Genomic DNA, 17,595 nt, shown 5'->3' on the forward strand with positions numbered 1-17,595 from the left:
TCGTGTTCCGTCGCACCAGGCGTGCACCGCGCGTGCACCGCGAGCGCGCGGAGCGTTGCGCATGAGCGACGCGCTCGACCAGCTGCGCGCGAGCTTCCAAACGCCGGCCATGGACGACCGGCCTCTGGCGCTATGGCTCTGGAATGGCGAGCTGCACGAGGCGCGAATCGGGCGGCAGATTCGCCAGTTGGCCGACAAGGGGATAGGCGGCGTGGTGATTCGCGCCAGCCGGGGGCTGCGCACGCCGTACCTCGGCGATCGCTGGTGGGACACCATCGAGTACGCGGTGGGAGCCGCCGCCAAGGCCGGGTTGTCGGTCTGGATCGGCGACGACTACCGGTCGCCGAGCGGGGCGGCGGGCGATCCCGGCGAGGCCGACGGTCAGACGCCGTCTCAGGTGCTCGCGTCCGGCCCGGAGAACCAAGGCAAGGCCCTGGTCCGGAGCGTGCTTGCGGTCGCGGGCCCAGCCGAAGTGTCGCTCGAAGGCCGCTACCCCGAGGGCGAGCCACTGGTGCGCGTGGCGGGCCGGGTGGATGCCGCGCAGGGCCTAGACCCCGAGAGCCTCATCGAGATTCCGGACGCCCCCACGTGGGAATGCCCGGACGGCGAGTGGCAGATCTTCAGCTTCGCCGTAGCTCCCGTCGACGATCGAATCGACTACCTGCGCCCCGCAACAGTGGCGCGCTTCATCGAAGCCGCCTACGCGCCCTACGCCGAGCGATTGGGCGACGCGATCGCCGGATTCGCGTTCGATTCGCCGCAGCTGGCCAGCCGACCCATTCCATGGACCGATGACCTGCCCGAGCAATTCGCCGCGCGCAAGGGCTATGCCTTGCCGCCGCTGCTGCCGCAGTTGATCGTGCGCGCCGGTCCGGCGACCACCCGGCTGCGCTGCGACTTCTACGACGTGCTGGCCTCGCGCTACACGGAGTGCTGGTTCGAGCAGCTGGCGGCGTGGTGCCAGGCGCGCGGCTACTCATGGATGGGACACACGGAGGAGCACATCGCGGCGCATCCGGCGCGCCAGGGCGACTACTTTCGCACCATGCGCGCGGTGCCATTGCCGGCCAGTGACATGCACGGCTTCCGCAACGCCCGCCCGCGCACGGTGCAACCGGCCGAGATCAAGCCTGCGGTATCGGTCGCCGCGCTGGCGGAGCGCCCGCGGGTTGCGGTCCGCGCGTTCGGCGGCGCCGGGTGGAGCGTGACCCTGGACGACGTGCGGCGGGGGCTGAGCCGCATGGCGGTGATCGGCGCCGACCTGCCGGTGATCCAAAGCTTCCACTACAGCATGGACCGCGCGGTCGCGGCCGACGATTGGCCCAACACGTTCTTCACCCAAAACCCGTATTGGCGCCAGTTCGGCGAGGTCACGTCGTATGCTGCGCGTCTCAGCGCGTTGGTGCGCCAGAGTCACGCGGCCACGACCGTCGGCGTGCTGGCGCCCTTGACCAGCGTGTGGGCAAACACGGCCGATGGCCGGCCCAATGCGCGCGCGCGGGCAATCGGCGCGGCCTTTGAATCGCTGGTGGACGGGCTGTATACGCGCCGCGTCGACGTGAATGTCGTTGACACCGCGTTCGTCCTCGGCGGCGAGCTTGACGGTGGGTCGCTGCGCCAGGGCCGTGTGGCCGTGACGGCGTTGATCATTCCGCCCATGCCGGTGATGGAACGTGCCGTGGCGGCGCGTCTAGCCGACTTTGTGAGGGCCGGCGGGCGGCTGATCTGGAGCGGCGAAGTTCCGAGCGCCAGCTCGGAGGCCGGCGCGAGCGACGAGGAGCTGCTGCGCCTGGTGAAGCCGCTGACCCCGGCCGGAGCATCGACCAAGCGGGGCAGCCGCATGGGCAAAGGCCGCATATTCACGCTCAAGGAAGACGCGGCGGACTGGCTGGATCGCCTGACGGCGCGCCTGACGACCGCCACCAGCCTGGCCTCGGACACGGACGGCGTCGCGCTCGCGGCCCGCCGGCTCGACGGCGGCGAGGTGGTGGTGGTCGTCAACGAAACGCCCGAGGAGCAGAAGGTCGCCGTAAAGAGTCGCGCCCGGGGCGCCGCCGAACTGTGGGACCCGGAAAGCGGCTCGCACCAGTCGCTCACCACCACCGGCGCGCGCACGCGGCGCACGGCGGAGTTCGTCATTCCGGGACACGCCGCGCGCGCCGTGGTCTTCGACGCCGACACCAAGCCCGCCCGCGCGTCGTCGAGCCGCCGGGCGCCGCGCGCGAAGCCGAGGGATCTGGGCTGCGAGTGGCAGTTTGCGCTGGAGACCGGCGTGCCTACCGGCCAGGGCACGGTGCGCCGCACCGAGCTGCCCGTGATGCGGTTCCAGGACTTCGCGCTTGGCGCGGGTCGTCTCGAACGGCTGCGGGACCCGGCCTATGACGACTCGACGTGGCGCGAGCTGTGGCTCACCACAGCCGACGCCAATGCCGTGGGCAACTGGCGCGCCTCGTGGATCACCGGCGTGCGACAGCCGGAGGGCTGGGTGGTTCGGCCGGATAGCGAGGCCCACGACCGGCTGCGGTTCACCAAGTCGCTGACGATCACCGACCCGCCGATCAAGGCCTGGGCCACGTTTGTGGGCGTCGAAAAAGCCACGGTCTACATGAACGGCACGGCGCTGGGCGAGTCCGACGACTGGTCCAACCCGGTGACCTACAACATCATGCCCTACCTGCGGCTGGGCCAGAACACGATCGTGGCGGACATCGCCAGCACCTCCGGCACGCCGCTATCGCTGCTGTTCGAGGCGCAGATCGATCTGCGCTCCGGGGAGTCGCTGGTCGTGGTGTCCGACGCGTCGTGGGACGTGCAGGCACCGCGCTCGGAGATGTGGACCGGCACCGCATTCGCCCGCGACGTGCCGACCGTGACGTGGGAGCGCGGGGGACCGCCCGTGCAGCCGTGGGGCCACATTGTGCTGCTGGGCGAGCCCGTGCAGTTCCCCCGCACGCTGATGTATCGCCAACGGCTGCCGACGGGCTGCGTGGGCATCGGCATTCCCTATATCAAGGGCGTGCACAAGGTCTACGTCGACGTGCGGGAACGGACGCCGGATATCAACGGCGTCTACAACATCACGACCGGCGGCGTGCTGAGCGTGGAGGTCCACGCGACGGACTTTTCCAATGGGGTGCTGGCGCCGCTGGCGTTGTTCATGCGCCCAACCACGATCAGCTTGGCGCCGTGGGGCGAGCTGGGCTATGGGTGGTACTCGGGCTCAGCGGTCTACGAGCAAAGCGTCGAACTCTCCAAGGCGGAGGCTGCGGGCACGGTTGTGCTGGATCTTGGGGACGTGCGCCACCACGCCGAAGTGATCGTGAACAACCGATCGCTCGGGTCACGCGTGTGGCCGCCTTACCGCTTTGACCTCACCGGCGCGGTGAACGCCGGATCGAACACGGTGCGGGTCCGCGTGAGCAATCTGGCCGCGAACGAGATGCGCTGGCGGCGCGACGAAACGCGCATGGGCGATCCCTGGCACCGCTATTGGCACGAGGGCAACATTGAGCCGGAGCGGCTGGTGTCCGGCCTGTTGGGGCCGGTGCAGCTGGAGCTGTCGCCCTAGCCGCCGCTAGGCCCCGCCGCCTCCCGGACAGAGCTCGGGTGCGGGGCGGCTGCCGGAATACCCACGGACGAAGTTGTAGACCTCGGCCTTGTCGTAGGCGTCCAGCCGCTGCATGACCAAAAGGGCCGTGAGCACCACTTCGGAGTCGCCCAAGCCGGCGTCGGGGTGCACGATCACGTCGTAGCCTTCCAGCTCGCGCGCCACGCGGTTCATCTCGGCCTCCAGCGCGGCGCCCCCAGACGGGTTGAAGTGGACAATCACGTGGCCCGCGCACAGGTTGGCGACCTGGACCTCGTCGGCAATGGTCGAGGCGTGGAACCCAAAGGCGGCGGGCTGAAGCGCCCGCGCGCCGGAGGTCGGCGGATCGGTGGCGTAGGCCTCGCGAGGCCCGCCGCTGTCGACGAGCGGCGATTCCTGTATCTCCTGCACGTCACCCGGGCCTTGATCCAGATTGCTGAGGCAGAACAGGTTGAGCGGAATGAGCACGGCCATCATGAAGGCAAAGTAGAGCCAGAATCCGCGGCCCAAGCCGGAGCGCGGCTGTGAGCCCGACTGCTGGCCGCGGCGTTGCCGCTTGGGCTTTTCGTCGGATTTGGCGGGTGCGTCGTCGGCTGCCGGAGCATCGGCCGGCCTACCGCCACGGGCAAGTTCGTCAGCCCGTGAGTCCGATGCGCGGCGGCGCCTGCGTCTTGCCATGGGGGAAGTGTGCTGCTGCTTTATGCCGTCCGCGATACTCGCGTCCGCGGACCTCTTGTAGCATAACCAGGTTTTGAGCCCGACTCGATCGCCCCGCGTGACGCCCACCACCCGCCCAGCAACGCGACGCCTGCCACGACGCCGCCTGCTGGCGGCAGGCGCGCTGGCGGCCGCCGGGCTGACGCTGGGCTGGCCGCGCGTCCGCGGCCTCGAACCCACCGGCGACGCGCGCGTCGTTTCCCTGCGGTACGAGCCGGAGCTGGGTCACAACATCGCGACGCTCACGGTGACGGCGGCAGGTGGGCATCACCTGGTCGACTTCCTGGGTCACTACTTCCGCACGGGCGGGCTGCGGCGGGCGGGGCTGGCCATCAGCGAACCGATCGTCGAGAACGGCGTGCTGTGTCAGTACTTCCAGCGAGGCGTGTTGGAAAGCCGCCTGACCGGCGATGGAGTGGTGATGCAGTGGCGCGACCTGTGGACCGTGCTGGGTGACGGCGAGGGCGCGGCGGCGATTGCCGACATTCCCAGCGAGTCATCGCTCACGAACCCGCACGCCGGCCGTGCGGTCGGGCCCTATGGGCACGTGGTGTCGAACCAAGCGGTCGACGGGACGCGCACGGGATTTCTGGAGCTCTACGACGCCGTTGGCGGCGAGCTGAGCCTCGGCGCGCCGCTGACGGCCGCGCGCCTGGAAACTGAGGATGACCCCGCCCCGATCATTCCGGGGTTGGCGGCGGACTTCGTGCGGCAGTATTTCGAGGCCGGCGTGATGGAGGTTCACCCGCAGACGCCCGGCGCCGCGAGTCTTGCGTTGGTGGGCGATGTCGCGCGCGACACGGCCTACACGAACTACACCTGGACGCTGGTGCAGAGCTTCGACGCCAGGCCCCCGCTCGCACCGGGACGGCGCATGCGCCTGGAGCGCACCGAGCGGCCCGCGGGCCTGATTCAGAGTGGATCGCCCATCGCCCCGCCGGGCTTCGAGCTTTCAGAATTCGCTGACACGCGGCGCCTCGGTTTCCCGGCGGTGCTTCGCTTCGCGCCGGACGGCCGGCTCTTCGTCGCATTCTCGAATGACCAGATCGTGACCATGCGCGATTCAACCGGCAATGGGCGGGCCGACGCGATCCGCACCTTTGCCTCGGGTGACGGCGTCAAGGATCCGCGGGGGCTGGCGTTCGTGGGCGACCACGTCTATGTCTCCGTCGAGGAGAAGATCATTCGGCTGCGGGACGCTTCCGGCTCGGGGGCCGCCGACGAGTCGGCGGACGTGGTCACCGGCCTGGAACTGGATACGAAGGTGCCGTTCCATCGCAACAACGGCATCGCCATCGGGCCGGACGGTCTGCTGTACATGACGCTGGGGAGCACGACGAATTCGGGCGAGATTCGCGAGCGTCCGCTGTCGGCCTCGATCTTGCGGTCGCGGTTGGATGGGACGGGACTCGAGAAGTTCGCCACCGGGCTGCGGAACCCGTTTGGCTTGGCGTTCAGCCCGGACGGGGAGCTGTTTTGCACCGACAACGGGCCGGACACCCGGGTGCGACGCAACGACGACCCGCCCGACGAGCTCAACCACGTGATCGAAGGCGCGGACTATGGGCACGCGCGATTCTGGGGCACGCCGCCGCCGGACTCGGGGACCCGCGGACCGGTGGCGAATCTGGCGGCCCACGGCGCGGCCGCGGGCTTGACCTTCTTCACCGGGCCGCAGGCGGGCGAGTTCGATGGAAACGTGTTGATCGCCATGTGGGGACCGGCGGGGGGGCGCAGCTCGTTTGCGCACAACATCCTGCGCGCGCGGCTGCGGCGACAGGGCGACACCTACACAGCGCAGGTGCGGCCGTTTGTCAGCTCGCTGACGCGGCCCACGGACGTGGTGGTGGGCCCCCACGGCGACCTCTACATCGCCGATCACGTGGGCCGCACGATCTATCGGCTGCGCCGCCGCGGCCTGGCGCCGTCGGTGTTGCGGTAGCACGGCGGGTCACCCGGCGGCCGGATCGCCGTCGGGCCGAGACCCGATGCCCTGACCGCGAGAGCGTGCATCGGCCCCTGGAGGACACGGGCTGCCGGTCGTGTCGGCGACGACCTCAGGCTCCGCGCGCGTCCCCATAGACCTCGAACGCCACCTCGCCGTCGTCGGCCACCTGAAGGCGCAGCACTGGGATGAAGGCAGCCTCCCGCCAAGATCCGGGCTCGTATTCATGCCGCAGGCGGATGACCAGCGCCCACGCGCCGGGCCCGAGGTCGCCGTCCGACGCCGGCAGCGGCACGAATGCTCCACTATCGCTACGCACGGCAAGGCTGGACGTCGCAACGTCGAGCTGGTAGCGGTGGGTGGTCGCTGCAGAGCCCGACGCCAGCAGCCCGTCAATCCACTTTGCGAACGCCGGTCCGCGCTCGTCGGGAAGAAACGCGACGGGGATGCCCAACGGCGATTCGAGAAGCCGAACCAGTATCCAGTCCTGGCTCGTCCAGCGTTCCGGCGCCCGCTCGCCGTAGCTGGCGGTGAAGGTTACGCGACTCTGGTCGAGGCGGGCATCGGTGACCTGGACGCTGACCGGAGGCGACTCATGGTCCGGCAGCGTCATGTTCGGCACCACCGTCCTTTGTGGCGCATAGATTGCAGCATCGTCGTTTCGCCAGATTGGGCGCCACTCATCGGGGAACATCCAGGGATCGACATTCGCAGGCACTACCACAAGGTCTGGCAGTTGCTCACCCTCCGGCTCTATCGGCCATAGGGGCGTCCGCAGATGCAGGCGCCCAATGTCGAGCGATCCCACCAGCCGGGCATCGGGTAGCACCGCGGCAATACGGATCCTGGCGAACCATGAGGTTGACGGGTGCAGGTAGGCCGTCAGAAATGGCGGCAATGCTCGCAGCGCCTCGAACGACGCGGGGTTCGGCGCGGCGTCGATCGCCGGGAAGGCCGGGCGCACGCGGTACAGCGCTTCTTCCTCATCGCGCGCCAGAAGTTCGAACAAGCGTGGATCGTTGAGCCAACGCGCAGCCCGTTCGGGTAGGGCGGCCTGCCACGCGTCCGTCGCATGGATGTATTGGAGGCCAAGCCGACGGAACGCCTGCGGTTCCAGAAAGTGCACGGCGTCGAGATACTCCGGGCCGAAGACGCGCTGCAGGTGGATTTGCCCCACAAATCCCGCCGCCTCGGGGCGTCCCGTGTTGAGGAAGACGCCGGCGCTGGAAGGCGGCGTGGCGAGCACGCGCGCGTTGACTGGCGTGTGGTCCTGAATATAGGTCGCCAAATGCTCCGAGATGGCGGGTAGTCGATAGCGCCGCGCGATCTCTGGCCTGCCCGGTTGGCTGGACTCGTGGTGGAGAGCGGCAGCATTCGCCAGTTGAATGCCATTTCCCACCGCAAGGCCGAGATAACGCGCGGGCGCCACGAGCGTGGGCCAGGCGATCAGTCCCACGAGTAGGGCGCCGCCGGCGTAGCGCCAGCGGGGTCGCAATTGCGCCAGGCGGGTACTCAGCGCAAGCAGCAGCGCCATCATGGCTAGATTGCGGGCGTGCCCCGCCACACGGCCCAAGTCATGCGGCGCCGGCGCGTGATACAGCCCCAGATAGGCCAGCGCACACACGCCGGCGGCCACCGCAAGCGCCAGCACCAATCGGTCGCGCCTCGCCAATACCGTAGCGACACCTGCCACAACCACAGGGCCCACGCCCAGCAGAGCGACACCGCCGGGCCGCTGGTCGAACGCGCCAAGCAAGGTCCAATGCTCCGCGCGGAGACTTGTGGCGATCGACAAGCCGGACGCCGGACCGCCTAGAAACCCCGTGAGCACGCCGCCACCGCCAAGGAGCAACAGCGCCGCGAGCGCCAGCCCGGCACCGCTTCTGACCACCTCTCCCGAGGTGAAACGTCGAGCCACCCAAATGAACCAGCCGTGTGCTGGACCGGGGCGCCGCGCGAGCGCTGATCCGTCGCGTCGAGATCGCGCCACGCGCACGGCTTCCAATCCAGTCCACAGGGCGAGTACCGCCGGAGCTAGCGTCGTTGCCAGGAGGCCGATGAATCCGACCAATCCCGCGAGCGTCATGGCGGCCGACCACGACCGGCGTTCGGAGCGGACGGCGCGCTCCAGCACCACAAACGCCAGCGCGTATCCCAGTGTGAAGGCGGGCTTCCAGATGTCCGGCAAGACCCTCTCCCAGGGATGGACGCCTTGGGACAGCACAACTGACGGCCAGTAGATATCGGCCATTGAGGCGCGCAACCCCGCCGCCGGCAATCCCGTCGGAACCGGGAATTCCAGAAGGCCATGGCCCACCCGGCCTTCCGTCCAGGCCCCATACGTGAGCAGCAAGGGCGCGACCAGGAGCATGGCAGGCCACGATCCGCGCCGCAGCACCGCCACTGCCATAACCAGCGTGAAGCTCGCCCAGGAGTAGACGTCGACCAACTCCGAAACGAAGGCCCGATCAGGGCCAATCGGCGGGGCCAGAAGTCCGACCAACAGCGCAGGCGCGTGGTGGTAGCGCACCGGCATGCCTGGATTCCAGGGCAATTCCGGTGGGAACGCGCCTGCCCGGATCGAAGCCGCCAATCCCAGATGGATGGACCAGTCCTGGATTGTCAAGAGCTGGCGGCTGGCCAGCGCTGCCCAGAGGGTCACCAGGAAGACGACGGCGAATCCGGCCACCAGGCGAGGCCGCGGACGGATTGGAAGGGGCTCACGCCAGACAAGTACCGCGCCCAGCGCAAGCATGACGCCCCAACCAATGGCCGCACCCGCCAATCCCGGAACGACGTTGAGCACGACATTGACGATCAGGCCCCACAGCGCGGGGCCGACGACCAAGCCCTGCGCCAGGGCCATGCGTTCGTCGTCCTGCCGCAGCACGGCGCGGACGATGACGTAGCCGACAGCGGCGAGCGCGGCGAGTTCGGCAACCAGCAGCAACAGGCCGGGAACTACCCCAGGGTCAATCGTCAATGCAGCGTGCTCCGTGTCCTGCCTCGACGCCCGCCGCGCAAGGCGCCGAGCTCGGCATTCGCAACATACTAGGGGGGTGCGAGCAGCCAGGTATGCGGACTATCGGGTGCACAGGCTCGGCGCCGCAGGCCTTAGGTTGTGGTCGACCTTGACATCGGAGCGCCGTATGGTTGCCCGGCGGCAGCGGGTAACCTCGATTCGTCGCTTGACCTGCGGGGTTGGATTCCGCCTTCGCGGGAATGGCGGACTCGATGTCGCCCACCGCCGGATCTTTTCGGGCGCTGAACGTGCGGTACACTCGGGCGAGTCATGAGCGGATCAGTTCCGCTCCGATCCTCGATGCGAGCGCCAGTGTTGAGCGCCCGTAATCCTCCTGGAGCCACCGTGGGTTTCGTTTCGCCCAAACGCGAGCAGGTCGCCGCGCTGCGTCTGCACAGCGACGACACGGGCTCGGCGCCGGTGCAGATTGCCCTGCTGAGCGCGCGGATCGAAGAACTCACCGAGCACCTGAAGCAGCACCGCGGCGACAAGCACACACGCTATGGGCTGCTGCGCATGGTGGGGCGGCGAGGCCGCTTGCTGAAATACCTGCGGCGCACCCAGCCCGAAACCTATCGCGAGGTGATCACCACCCTTGGTTTGCGAGTGCGCCAATAGTCGGCGGCTCTGGTTGCCCACGGCACACCGCGTCGGAAACCCTCTTCTCATGGTCCTTGGCCCCCGGTTCATCGCCGAAGCTGCACCGACGGGCCGCATGTACTTCGCTTCGGCATAGTTCGGCGGGTCGAATTTCGCGGACGAGCTAAGAAACGAGCCGGCAACTCCGGTTGCCCCCTCCTTTCTTCGCTTGTTCCGCCGGCCCGCCCGGGAGACGTGCGATATGCACAGAGTTGAAACCGAGCTGGGAGGGCGAACCTTCAGCCTGGAGACCGGCGAATTGGCCGGTCAGGCGGACGGCGCGGTCGTGGCGCGCTACGGCGACACGACCCTGCTGGCCACGGTGGTCGCGTCCAGCCCGCGTCAGGGGCTGGATTTCTTTCCGCTCCAAGTCGAGTTCGAGGAGCGGGCCTATTCGATCGGCCGCATTCCAGGCAGCGTGCTGCGCCGCGAGGGCCGTCCGCCGCTGTCGGGCATCCTGGCCGGTCGGCTGGCCGACCGCTGCATCCGGCCGCTGTTCCCCGACGGCATGCGCAATGACACGCAGATCGTCCTGACGCTGCTGACCCACGACGGGGAAAACGAGCCCGACGTGATGGGCATCGTGGCCGCCTCGGCCGCGTTGATGCTGACCGGGCTCCCCTTCGAGGGCCCCGTGGGCGCCCTGCGGGTGGGCCTGGACGGCGACGAGTTCGTGGCCAATGCGCCCGCCGACCCCGAGGGCGGAGAACCAACGCTCGATTTGGTCGTGGCCGGCACGCGCGAGGGCGTGGTGATGCTCGAGGCCGGCGCCCAGGTCGTGCCCGACGACACCGTCGTGCGCGCGATCAACTGGGGGCAAGAGCAGATCCAGGGTCTGATCGACATCCAGCGGCAACTACAGGAACTGGCCGGCAAGCCGGCGCGTGAGGTGGACATCATCAAGCCCGCCGACGAGCTGGTCGACGCGGTCCGCGAGCGCTACGGGTCGAGGATTCAGGATGCGGCGCGGGTGATGGATCGGGCGGAGCGCAAGGCGCTGCTTGGAGCCGTCGCCGCTGACGCGGAGGCGGAGCTTGGGGACGAGCACGAGGCCGCGCGGATCGACGATGCCTTGCACGACGTGGAGGCGGATGCCGTGCGCGCGCTGATTCTGAATGAGGGCATTCGCCCGGACGGACGCGATGAGTCCTCGCTGCGCAAGCTCTCGGCGCGCGTGGGCGTGCTGCCGCGCATCCACGGCACCGGCCTGTTTCAGCGCGGCGAGACGCAGGTGCTGGCGGTGACCACGCTGGGCACCCCGCGCGACGTGCAGCGCATCGGGCTGAGCGACCTGGAAGCCATGGTGCAGCCGAAGCGCTACATCCATCACTACAACATGCCGCCGTATGCCAGCGGCGAGACCGGCCGGCTGGGGTCGCCGAAGCGCCGCGAAGTCGGCCACGGCGCCCTCGCCGAGCGCGCCATTGCACCGGTGCTGCCGGACTTGAAGGACTTCCCCTACACGATCCGCGTGGTGTCGGAGGTGCTGTCATCCAACGGGTCCACGTCGATGGCGTCGACCTGCGGCAGCACGCTGAGCCTGATGGACGCGGGAGTTCCGCTCAAGGCGCCCGTCGCCGGAATCTCCATCGGCCTGATCGCCGGGGACGACGGCAAGTTTGTGGCCCTCACCGACATCCAGGGCGCCGAGGATCACTTCGGCGACATGGACTTCAAGGTGGCGGGCACGGCCGAGGGCGTCACCGCCGTCCAGGTCGACATCAAGATCAAGCATCTGACGCCCGAGATGATCGAGGCGGCGGTGCAGCGCGCCCGCGAAGCCCGGCTGCAAATCCTGGATGTGATGCGGGTGAGCATTGCCGAACCGCGCGACGACGTGGGCGAGTTCGCGCCCAAGATCACGCAGGTCTCGATCTCGCCTGACAGCATCGGCGCGGTGATCGGGCCGGGCGGCAAGATGATCCGCCGCCTGGAGGCCGAGACGGGCGCCAGCATCGACATCGAGGAGGACGGCACGGTGACCGTCGGCGGGGCCACCCGCGAGGGCACCGATCGCGCCGTCCAGATGATCAAGGACCTGACGGGCGAGGTCGAGATTGGCCGCACGGTTCTGGGCAAAGTGACGCGTATCATGAACTTTGGCGCGTTCGTCGAGATCGTGCCCGGCAAGGAAGGCCTCGTGCCCATCAATGAGCTGGCCGAAGAGCCGGTGGGTTCCGTCAATGACGTCGTGGCCGAAGGCGACGACATCATGGTGATGGTGGTGGAGGTCGATCACCTGGGCCGCATCAACCTGTCGCGGCGCGCCGTGCTGCAAGATCTGACACCCGCCGAGACCCTGGCCACGGCTCCGCCGCGGCCGGGGCGCGACGGTCCCCGTGGCGGCGGTCGCCGCAACGGGCCGGGAGGGCGCGGCGGCGGTCGTCGCGGACGCCCACCGCGCGGCGGTCGCAGGTTCGACTAGGACCGCACCATGCTTCGAGTAGCCGTGCTCGGTTCCAGCGGCCAAATGGGCCAAGCGGTCGTGGCGGCCGTGGAGGGCGCCGACGACCTCGAGCTCGTCGCCCGGATCAACCGGGTGCCGTCACCCGGGAGCTCCCCGTTCTTCACGGAGTTCGGGGCGGCCGTTCAGGCGACCTCGCCCGAGGTCGTGGTGGACTTCTCGGTGGCGGACGCCGTGGCGGACCATGCGCTGGAGGCGCTGGACGCCGGCGTGTCGCCCGTCATCGGAACGACCGGCATGTCGGAGGAGCAGGTTGGAGCCATCCGCCAACGCGCGGACGCCACGGGCGTTGGGGCGTTCATCGCGCCTAACTTCGCCATCGGCGCGGTGCTGATGATGCAGATGGCCGCCATGGCAGCCCCGCACCTCGACAGCGTCGAGGTGATCGAGCTGCACCACGACCGCAAGCGCGACGCGCCCTCGGGAACGGCGGCGCGCACGGCGGAGCTGATCGTGCGCGCACGCGACGGACGGCCCGCCCAAGACGCCGCCACCGAGGCCTTCACGCTCGAGGGCGTGCGCGGGGGCGTGCGCGACGGCGTGCGGGTGCACAGCGTGCGGCTGCCGGGACTGGTAGCGCATCAGGAAGTGATTTTCGGCGGGGAAGGGCAAACGCTCACGATCCGCCACGACTCGACGAGCCGGGAGTCGTTCATGCCCGGCGTTTTGCTGGCCGTTCGGCGGGTGCGCGGACTACGCGGCCTGGTGATCGGCCTGGAGCACTTGCTCGCAAGCTCCGAGGGAGAAGCCTAATGTCAGCGGGATATGCGGTGGGAGTGATCGGCGCTACGGGCGCCGTGGGCCGCGAGTTCTTGCAGGTGATGGAGGAGCGCCAGTTCCCGGTGCGCGAGCTGCGGCTGTGGGCCAGCCCGCGCAGCCGCGGGCGGCAGATCGAGTTCAACGGCAAGCCTCACACCGTCGAGGCGCTCGAGGACGCGGTGTACGAGGGCCTCGACTTCGTGCTCATCTCAGCATCGGGCGACATCAGCCGCGCCGAGGCCCCGCGCGTGGCGAAGTCCGGCGCGCTGGCCATCGACGACAGCTCGGCGTTTCGCTATGACGACGCGGTGCCGCTGGTGGTGCCCGAGGTCAACGCGGAGGACATCGCCTGGCACCAGGGCATCGTGGCCATTCCCAACTGCTCCACGACGCCGATCGTGCAGGTGCTGGCGCCGCTGCACGCGGTGAACCCGCTGCGGCGCATCATCGCCGACACCTATCAGTCGGTCTCCGGGGCCGGCGGGCGGGCCATGGAAGAGCTGGCCGAACAGACGGCCGCTCAGGCCCGCGGCGAGACGCCCGAGGTCGACCCGGATGTCTTCCCGCACGTGATCGCCTCCAACCTGATTCCGTCCATCGACTCGCCGCGCGACGATGGCTACTCGAAGGAGGAGTGGAAGGTCTGGGCGGAGTCGCGAAAGATCATGCACATTCCCGATCTGGCCGTTTCGGCCACCTGCGTGCGGGTTCCGGTGTTCCGGGCTCACGCCGCGGCCGTGCACGCGGAGTTCAGCGAGCCCTTCGACGCCGCCGAGGCGCGCGCCATGCTGGAGGACGTGCCGGGAGTCCAGGTGGTCGACGATCTGGCGGGCGACCAGTACCCCATGCCGTCGGACGCGGCGGGCAACGACACGACGTGGGTGGGCCGGATTCGCCAGGACATGTCCCACCCGAACGGCCTGGTGTTCTGGGTGGTGTCGGACAACCTGCGCAAGGGCGCGGCGACCAACTCGATTCAGATCGCGGAAGCGGCCATCGCGAATCACTGGCTGAAGCAGGCGCAGCCGGCGTAGCGGAGACACAGCCCACGTCGCGGGTACAATTCCGGGCGGGGTCGTGGGCGTGGTGAGCGCACCGCGCCTGAGGCGTGAATCAGCCTCGCAGGGGGGAATGCCATGCTGACCTTTGGTCGGCTCATCACTGCGGTGGTCACGCCGTTTCACGACGACGGGTCGGTCGACTACGACACCTTCGGTCGCATGGTCGACGGCCTGATCGACGCCGGCAACGACGCCGTCGTGGTCACCGGCACCACCGGCGAGTCGCCGGTGCTGACCGAAATCGAGCGCATGTCGCTCTACCGAGAAGCCCTGAGCACCGCCGACGGGCGCGCCCGCGTGATCGCGGGCACGGGCGGCTACAACACCAGCGAGAGCATCCACCTGTCGCGCGCGGCGGCGGACGTGGGCGTCGACGGCCTGCTCCAGGTGACGCCCTACTACAACAAGCCACCGCAGCCGGGTCTGTTCCGCCACTTCGAGGCCATTGCGGCGTCCACGCCGCTGCCCAACATCCTCTACAACGTCCCAGGGCGCACCTCGTGCAACCTCGAGGCGGCGACGGTGGCTGAGCTGAGCGCCATCGACAACATCATCGGAATCAAGGAAGCGAGCGCGGACTTCGAGCAGATCGGCCACATTGCGCGTTCGACGCCGGATGATTTCGCCATCTACAGCGGCAACGACGCGGACACCTATCTCATCATGGCGCTGGGCGGCGTGGGCGTGGTGAGCGTGGCCAGCCACGTGGTGAGCGGCGAAATCCGGGCGATGATCGATGCGTTCGTCGCGGGCGACCTCGACGGCGCGCGCACCCGGCACCTGCACCTGCTGCCCATCTCGCAAATCCTGTTCCCGGCCGGCTGGCCCAATCCGGTGTCGGTGAAGGCCGCGCTGGGGTTGGGCGGCTTCGACGTCGGCGTTCCTCGACTCCCCCTGGTCGATCTGCCCGACGACATGAAAGCCACCCTGCGAGCGGTGATGGACGCCTACGAGCTGGACGCTTACCTCACGCGAACGCCTGTGGCCGTCTAGGTGGCGGAGGCCCTCCCCACCTTCAGCGATCTGGCGGAGCTCGCCGACGCCGTCAAGGGCTGTACGCGCTGCCGCTTGGCGCGGGGTCGCACGAATGCCGTGCCCGGCGAGGGCGCGGCCGACGCGGCGGTGATGTTCATCGGCGAAGGCCCCGGCTATCACGAAGACCAGCAGGGGCGGCCCTTCGTGGGTGCCGCCGGGCAGTTGCTGGACGAGCTGATCGAGGGCATCGGCCTGCGGCGGCGCGAGGTCTTCATCGCCAACGTGCTCAAGTGCCGGCCCCCCGAGAACCGCGACCCGGCGCCGGACGAGGCGGAGGCCTGCCGGCCTTACCTGGACCGGCAAATCGAGCTGATCGACCCCAAGGTGATCGTGCTGCTGGGCCGGCACGCGCTGCAGGCGCACTTTTCCGACGCGCAGATCTCGCGGGCGCGCGGGGTGCCGCGCCGCCGCGACGGGCGCACGTTTCTGCCCGTCTATCACCCGGCGGCGGCGCTGCGGCAAATGCGGCTGCGCGACGTGCTGCGGGGCGACTTTGCGCTGATCCCGAAGCTGCTCGAAGGTCCGGCGCCCGCGGCCGAGCCGGCCGAGCCGGAGAGCCAGCAGCTGTCGATGTTCGGATGATCGTGGCAAACCCTGAACCGCAGCTGGGTGGCTGGGGTCTGGATTCCGGTTTTCGCCGGAATGACGGAATCGGCACCCTTCGCCGGGCGCCGCGAAGCTAGCGGGCGCGTTGCAGCAGGACTTGCGCCCCGACACCGTCCGCGTCGTGCCCATCGGCGGCGTGGGAGAGATCGGCAAGAACTGCACCGTCGTCGAGTTCGGCGACGACGCCGTCATCATCGACTGCGGGCTGACGTTTCCGGACGCCGAGCACCTGGGCGTGGACCTGATCCTTCCCGACTTCGCCTATCTGCGCCAAATCCGACACAAGCTTCGCGCCGTGCTGCTGACCCATGGCCACGAGGACCACATCGGGGCGCTGCCCTTTGCGCTGCGGGACTTTCCGCTGCCGCTGTATGGCACGGCGCTCACCCTGGGCCTGGTGCAGGTGAAGCTGGACGAGGCGCGGCTGGTTGACGGCCAGGAGTTCCACGTGGTCGAAGCGGGCGACGTGGTCGAGATCGGGCCGTTTCGCTGCGAGTTCTTCCACATGTGCCACAGCATTCCCGACGCCACGGGCATTGCCGTGCATACGCCGATCGGCACGATCGTGCACACGGGCGATTTCAAGCTCGACTACACGCCGGTGGACGGACGCCCCCCGGACGTTCAGACCCTGGGCCGGCTGGGGCGCGACGGCGTGCTGCTGCTGATGGCCGACAGCACCTACGCGGATCGTCCCGGCTATACGCCGTCGGAGCAGGTGGTGGCGGAGACCTTCGACCAGATCTTCGCCGAGGCGCCGGGGCGGATCATCGTGGCGACGTTTTCGTCGCTCGTCTCGCGCGCGCAGCAGGTGTTCGACGCGGCCATCGCCTACGGACGCAAGGTGGCGCTGGTCGGACGGTCAATGGAGCGCGTGCACCGGGTGGCCGCCGACCTGGGATACGTGCGCGTGCCCGAGGGGCTGATCGTGGCCGCGGAGGACCTGGACGACTTCCGGGCCGAAGACATCGCCATCGTCTGCACCGGCTCGCAGGGCGAGCCGCGCTCGGCGCTGGTGCGCATGGCGAACCGGGACCACCGGAACATCGACATCGCGCCCGACGACACGATCATCGTCTCGGCCGCCGCCATCCCCGGCAACGAGGCGAAGGTCAACCACACCATCGACCGGCTGGCGCACCTCGGCGCCACCGTCTACTACGAGCAGCTGCGCCCGGTGCACGTCTCCGGCCACGCCAGCCAGGAGGAGCTCAAGCTGGTGCTCACGACGCTGCGGCCACGCTTCTTCATGCCGGTGCACGGCGAATACCGGCACCTAGTGGAGCACCGGCGGCTGGCGGAGTCGGTGGGGGTGGGTCGGGACGACATCCTGATGGCCGAGAACGGCGCGGTGATCGAGGTGACGCGCGACCGCGCCGCGATCACCGACTACGTGGAGGCCGGCATGGTGTTCGTGGACGGCCTGGGCGTGGGCGACGTGGGCGAGACCGTGCTGCGCGACCGGCGGCACCTGGCCGAGGACGGCGTGGTGGTGGTCGTGGCGGCCGTGGACCACCACACCGGCAAGTCCGTGGGCACGCCGGAGATCATCTCGCGCGGGTTCGTCTACGCGCCCGAGTCCGAAGACTTGCTGGAGCGGGCGCGGGAGCACGTGCGCCAGACGATCAATCGCGGCGACCACCCGGATCCGGAAGTCGACTACCTGCAAGGCAAGATTCGCAGCTCACTCGGCCGACACCTCTACCAGAAAACCCGGCGGCGGCCGGTGATCCTGCCGATCGTGACGGAGGTCTAGCGCCG

The 17,595-nt window shown here is 69.0% G+C and carries 11 protein-coding genes; 9 read left to right on the forward strand and 2 right to left on the reverse strand.

Annotated features, from left to right (window positions below; all coding sequences use genetic code 11):
* Positions 1-61: 61 nt before the first annotated feature.
* Positions 62-3,568: a glycosyl hydrolase gene (locus tag OXG79_02510; protein MCY3782638.1), complete on the forward strand. Its 3,507-nt coding sequence runs from the start codon at positions 62-64 to the stop codon at positions 3,566-3,568.
* A gap of 6 nt (positions 3,569-3,574) precedes the next feature.
* Here the strand turns inward: OXG79_02510 and OXG79_02515 are convergent, their stop codons facing one another.
* Positions 3,575-4,264, reverse strand: a complete 690-nt coding sequence (locus OXG79_02515) for a DUF3105 domain-containing protein (protein MCY3782639.1) — start codon at positions 4,262-4,264, stop codon at positions 3,575-3,577.
* Between the two features lie 97 nt (positions 4,265-4,361).
* On the opposite strand from OXG79_02515, the gene OXG79_02520 reads away from it, so the two are divergent.
* Complete coding sequence (locus OXG79_02520; protein MCY3782640.1) at positions 4,362-6,245, forward strand: PQQ-dependent sugar dehydrogenase; 1,884 nt, start codon at positions 4,362-4,364, stop codon at positions 6,243-6,245.
* Between the two features lie 115 nt (positions 6,246-6,360).
* On the opposite strand, the gene OXG79_02525 is transcribed toward OXG79_02520, so the two are convergent.
* The gene (locus tag OXG79_02525; GenBank protein MCY3782641.1) at positions 6,361-9,231 is read right to left on the reverse strand and encodes a hypothetical protein; all 2,871 of its coding nucleotides are present in this window, start codon (positions 9,229-9,231) and stop codon (positions 6,361-6,363) included.
* A 384-nt stretch (positions 9,232-9,615) separates the two neighbouring features.
* On the opposite strand from OXG79_02525, the gene rpsO reads away from it, so the two are divergent.
* The 7 genes from rpsO (at position 9,616) to OXG79_02560 (ending at position 17,590) form a co-directional block, all read left to right on the forward strand.
* Positions 9,616-9,888 carry a 30S ribosomal protein S15 gene (rpsO, locus tag OXG79_02530; GenBank protein ID MCY3782642.1) on the forward strand — a complete coding sequence of 91 codons (273 nt, stop codon included), beginning with the start codon at positions 9,616-9,618 and terminating at the stop codon, positions 9,886-9,888.
* Between the two features lie 223 nt (positions 9,889-10,111).
* Complete coding sequence (locus OXG79_02535; protein MCY3782643.1) at positions 10,112-12,334, forward strand: polyribonucleotide nucleotidyltransferase; 2,223 nt, start codon at positions 10,112-10,114, stop codon at positions 12,332-12,334.
* A gap of 9 nt (positions 12,335-12,343) precedes the next feature.
* Complete coding sequence (gene dapB, locus OXG79_02540) at positions 12,344-13,126, forward strand: 4-hydroxy-tetrahydrodipicolinate reductase (protein ID MCY3782644.1); 783 nt, start codon at positions 12,344-12,346, stop codon at positions 13,124-13,126.
* Positions 13,126-14,166, forward strand: a complete 1,041-nt coding sequence (locus tag OXG79_02545) for an aspartate-semialdehyde dehydrogenase (protein MCY3782645.1) — start codon at positions 13,126-13,128, stop codon at positions 14,164-14,166. The genes dapB and OXG79_02545 overlap by 1 nt, the downstream gene beginning before the upstream one ends.
* 105 nt (positions 14,167-14,271) lie before the next feature.
* Complete coding sequence (gene dapA, locus OXG79_02550) at positions 14,272-15,186, forward strand: 4-hydroxy-tetrahydrodipicolinate synthase (protein ID MCY3782646.1); 915 nt, start codon at positions 14,272-14,274, stop codon at positions 15,184-15,186.
* Positions 15,187-15,810, forward strand: a complete 624-nt coding sequence (locus tag OXG79_02555; protein MCY3782647.1) for a uracil-DNA glycosylase — start codon at positions 15,187-15,189, stop codon at positions 15,808-15,810.
* A 121-nt stretch (positions 15,811-15,931) separates the two neighbouring features.
* Positions 15,932-17,590, forward strand: a complete 1,659-nt coding sequence (locus tag OXG79_02560) for a ribonuclease J (GenBank protein ID MCY3782648.1) — start codon at positions 15,932-15,934, stop codon at positions 17,588-17,590.
* Positions 17,591-17,595 lie beyond the last annotated feature (5 nt).

It is taken from the genome of Chloroflexota bacterium (genome assembly GCA_026706485.1).
Classification (GTDB): domain Bacteria; phylum Chloroflexota; class UBA11872; order UBA11872; family UBA11872; genus JAJECS01.

Excerpts from the sequence above, each read along its gene's own strand:
- OXG79_02510 (MCY3782638.1), top strand. The coding sequence starts at position 62 with ATGAGCGACGCGCTCGACCAGCTGCGCGCGAGCTTCCAAACGCCGGCC.
- OXG79_02515 (MCY3782639.1), bottom strand. The coding sequence starts at position 4,264 with ATGGCAAGACGCAGGCGCCGCCGCGCATCGGACTCACGGGCTGACGAA.
- OXG79_02535 (MCY3782643.1), top strand. The coding sequence starts at position 10,112 with ATGCACAGAGTTGAAACCGAGCTGGGAGGGCGAACCTTCAGCCTGGAG.
- OXG79_02545 (MCY3782645.1), top strand. The coding sequence starts at position 13,126 with ATGTCAGCGGGATATGCGGTGGGAGTGATCGGCGCTACGGGCGCCGTG.
- dapB (MCY3782644.1), top strand. The coding sequence starts at position 12,344 with ATGCTTCGAGTAGCCGTGCTCGGTTCCAGCGGCCAAATGGGCCAAGCG.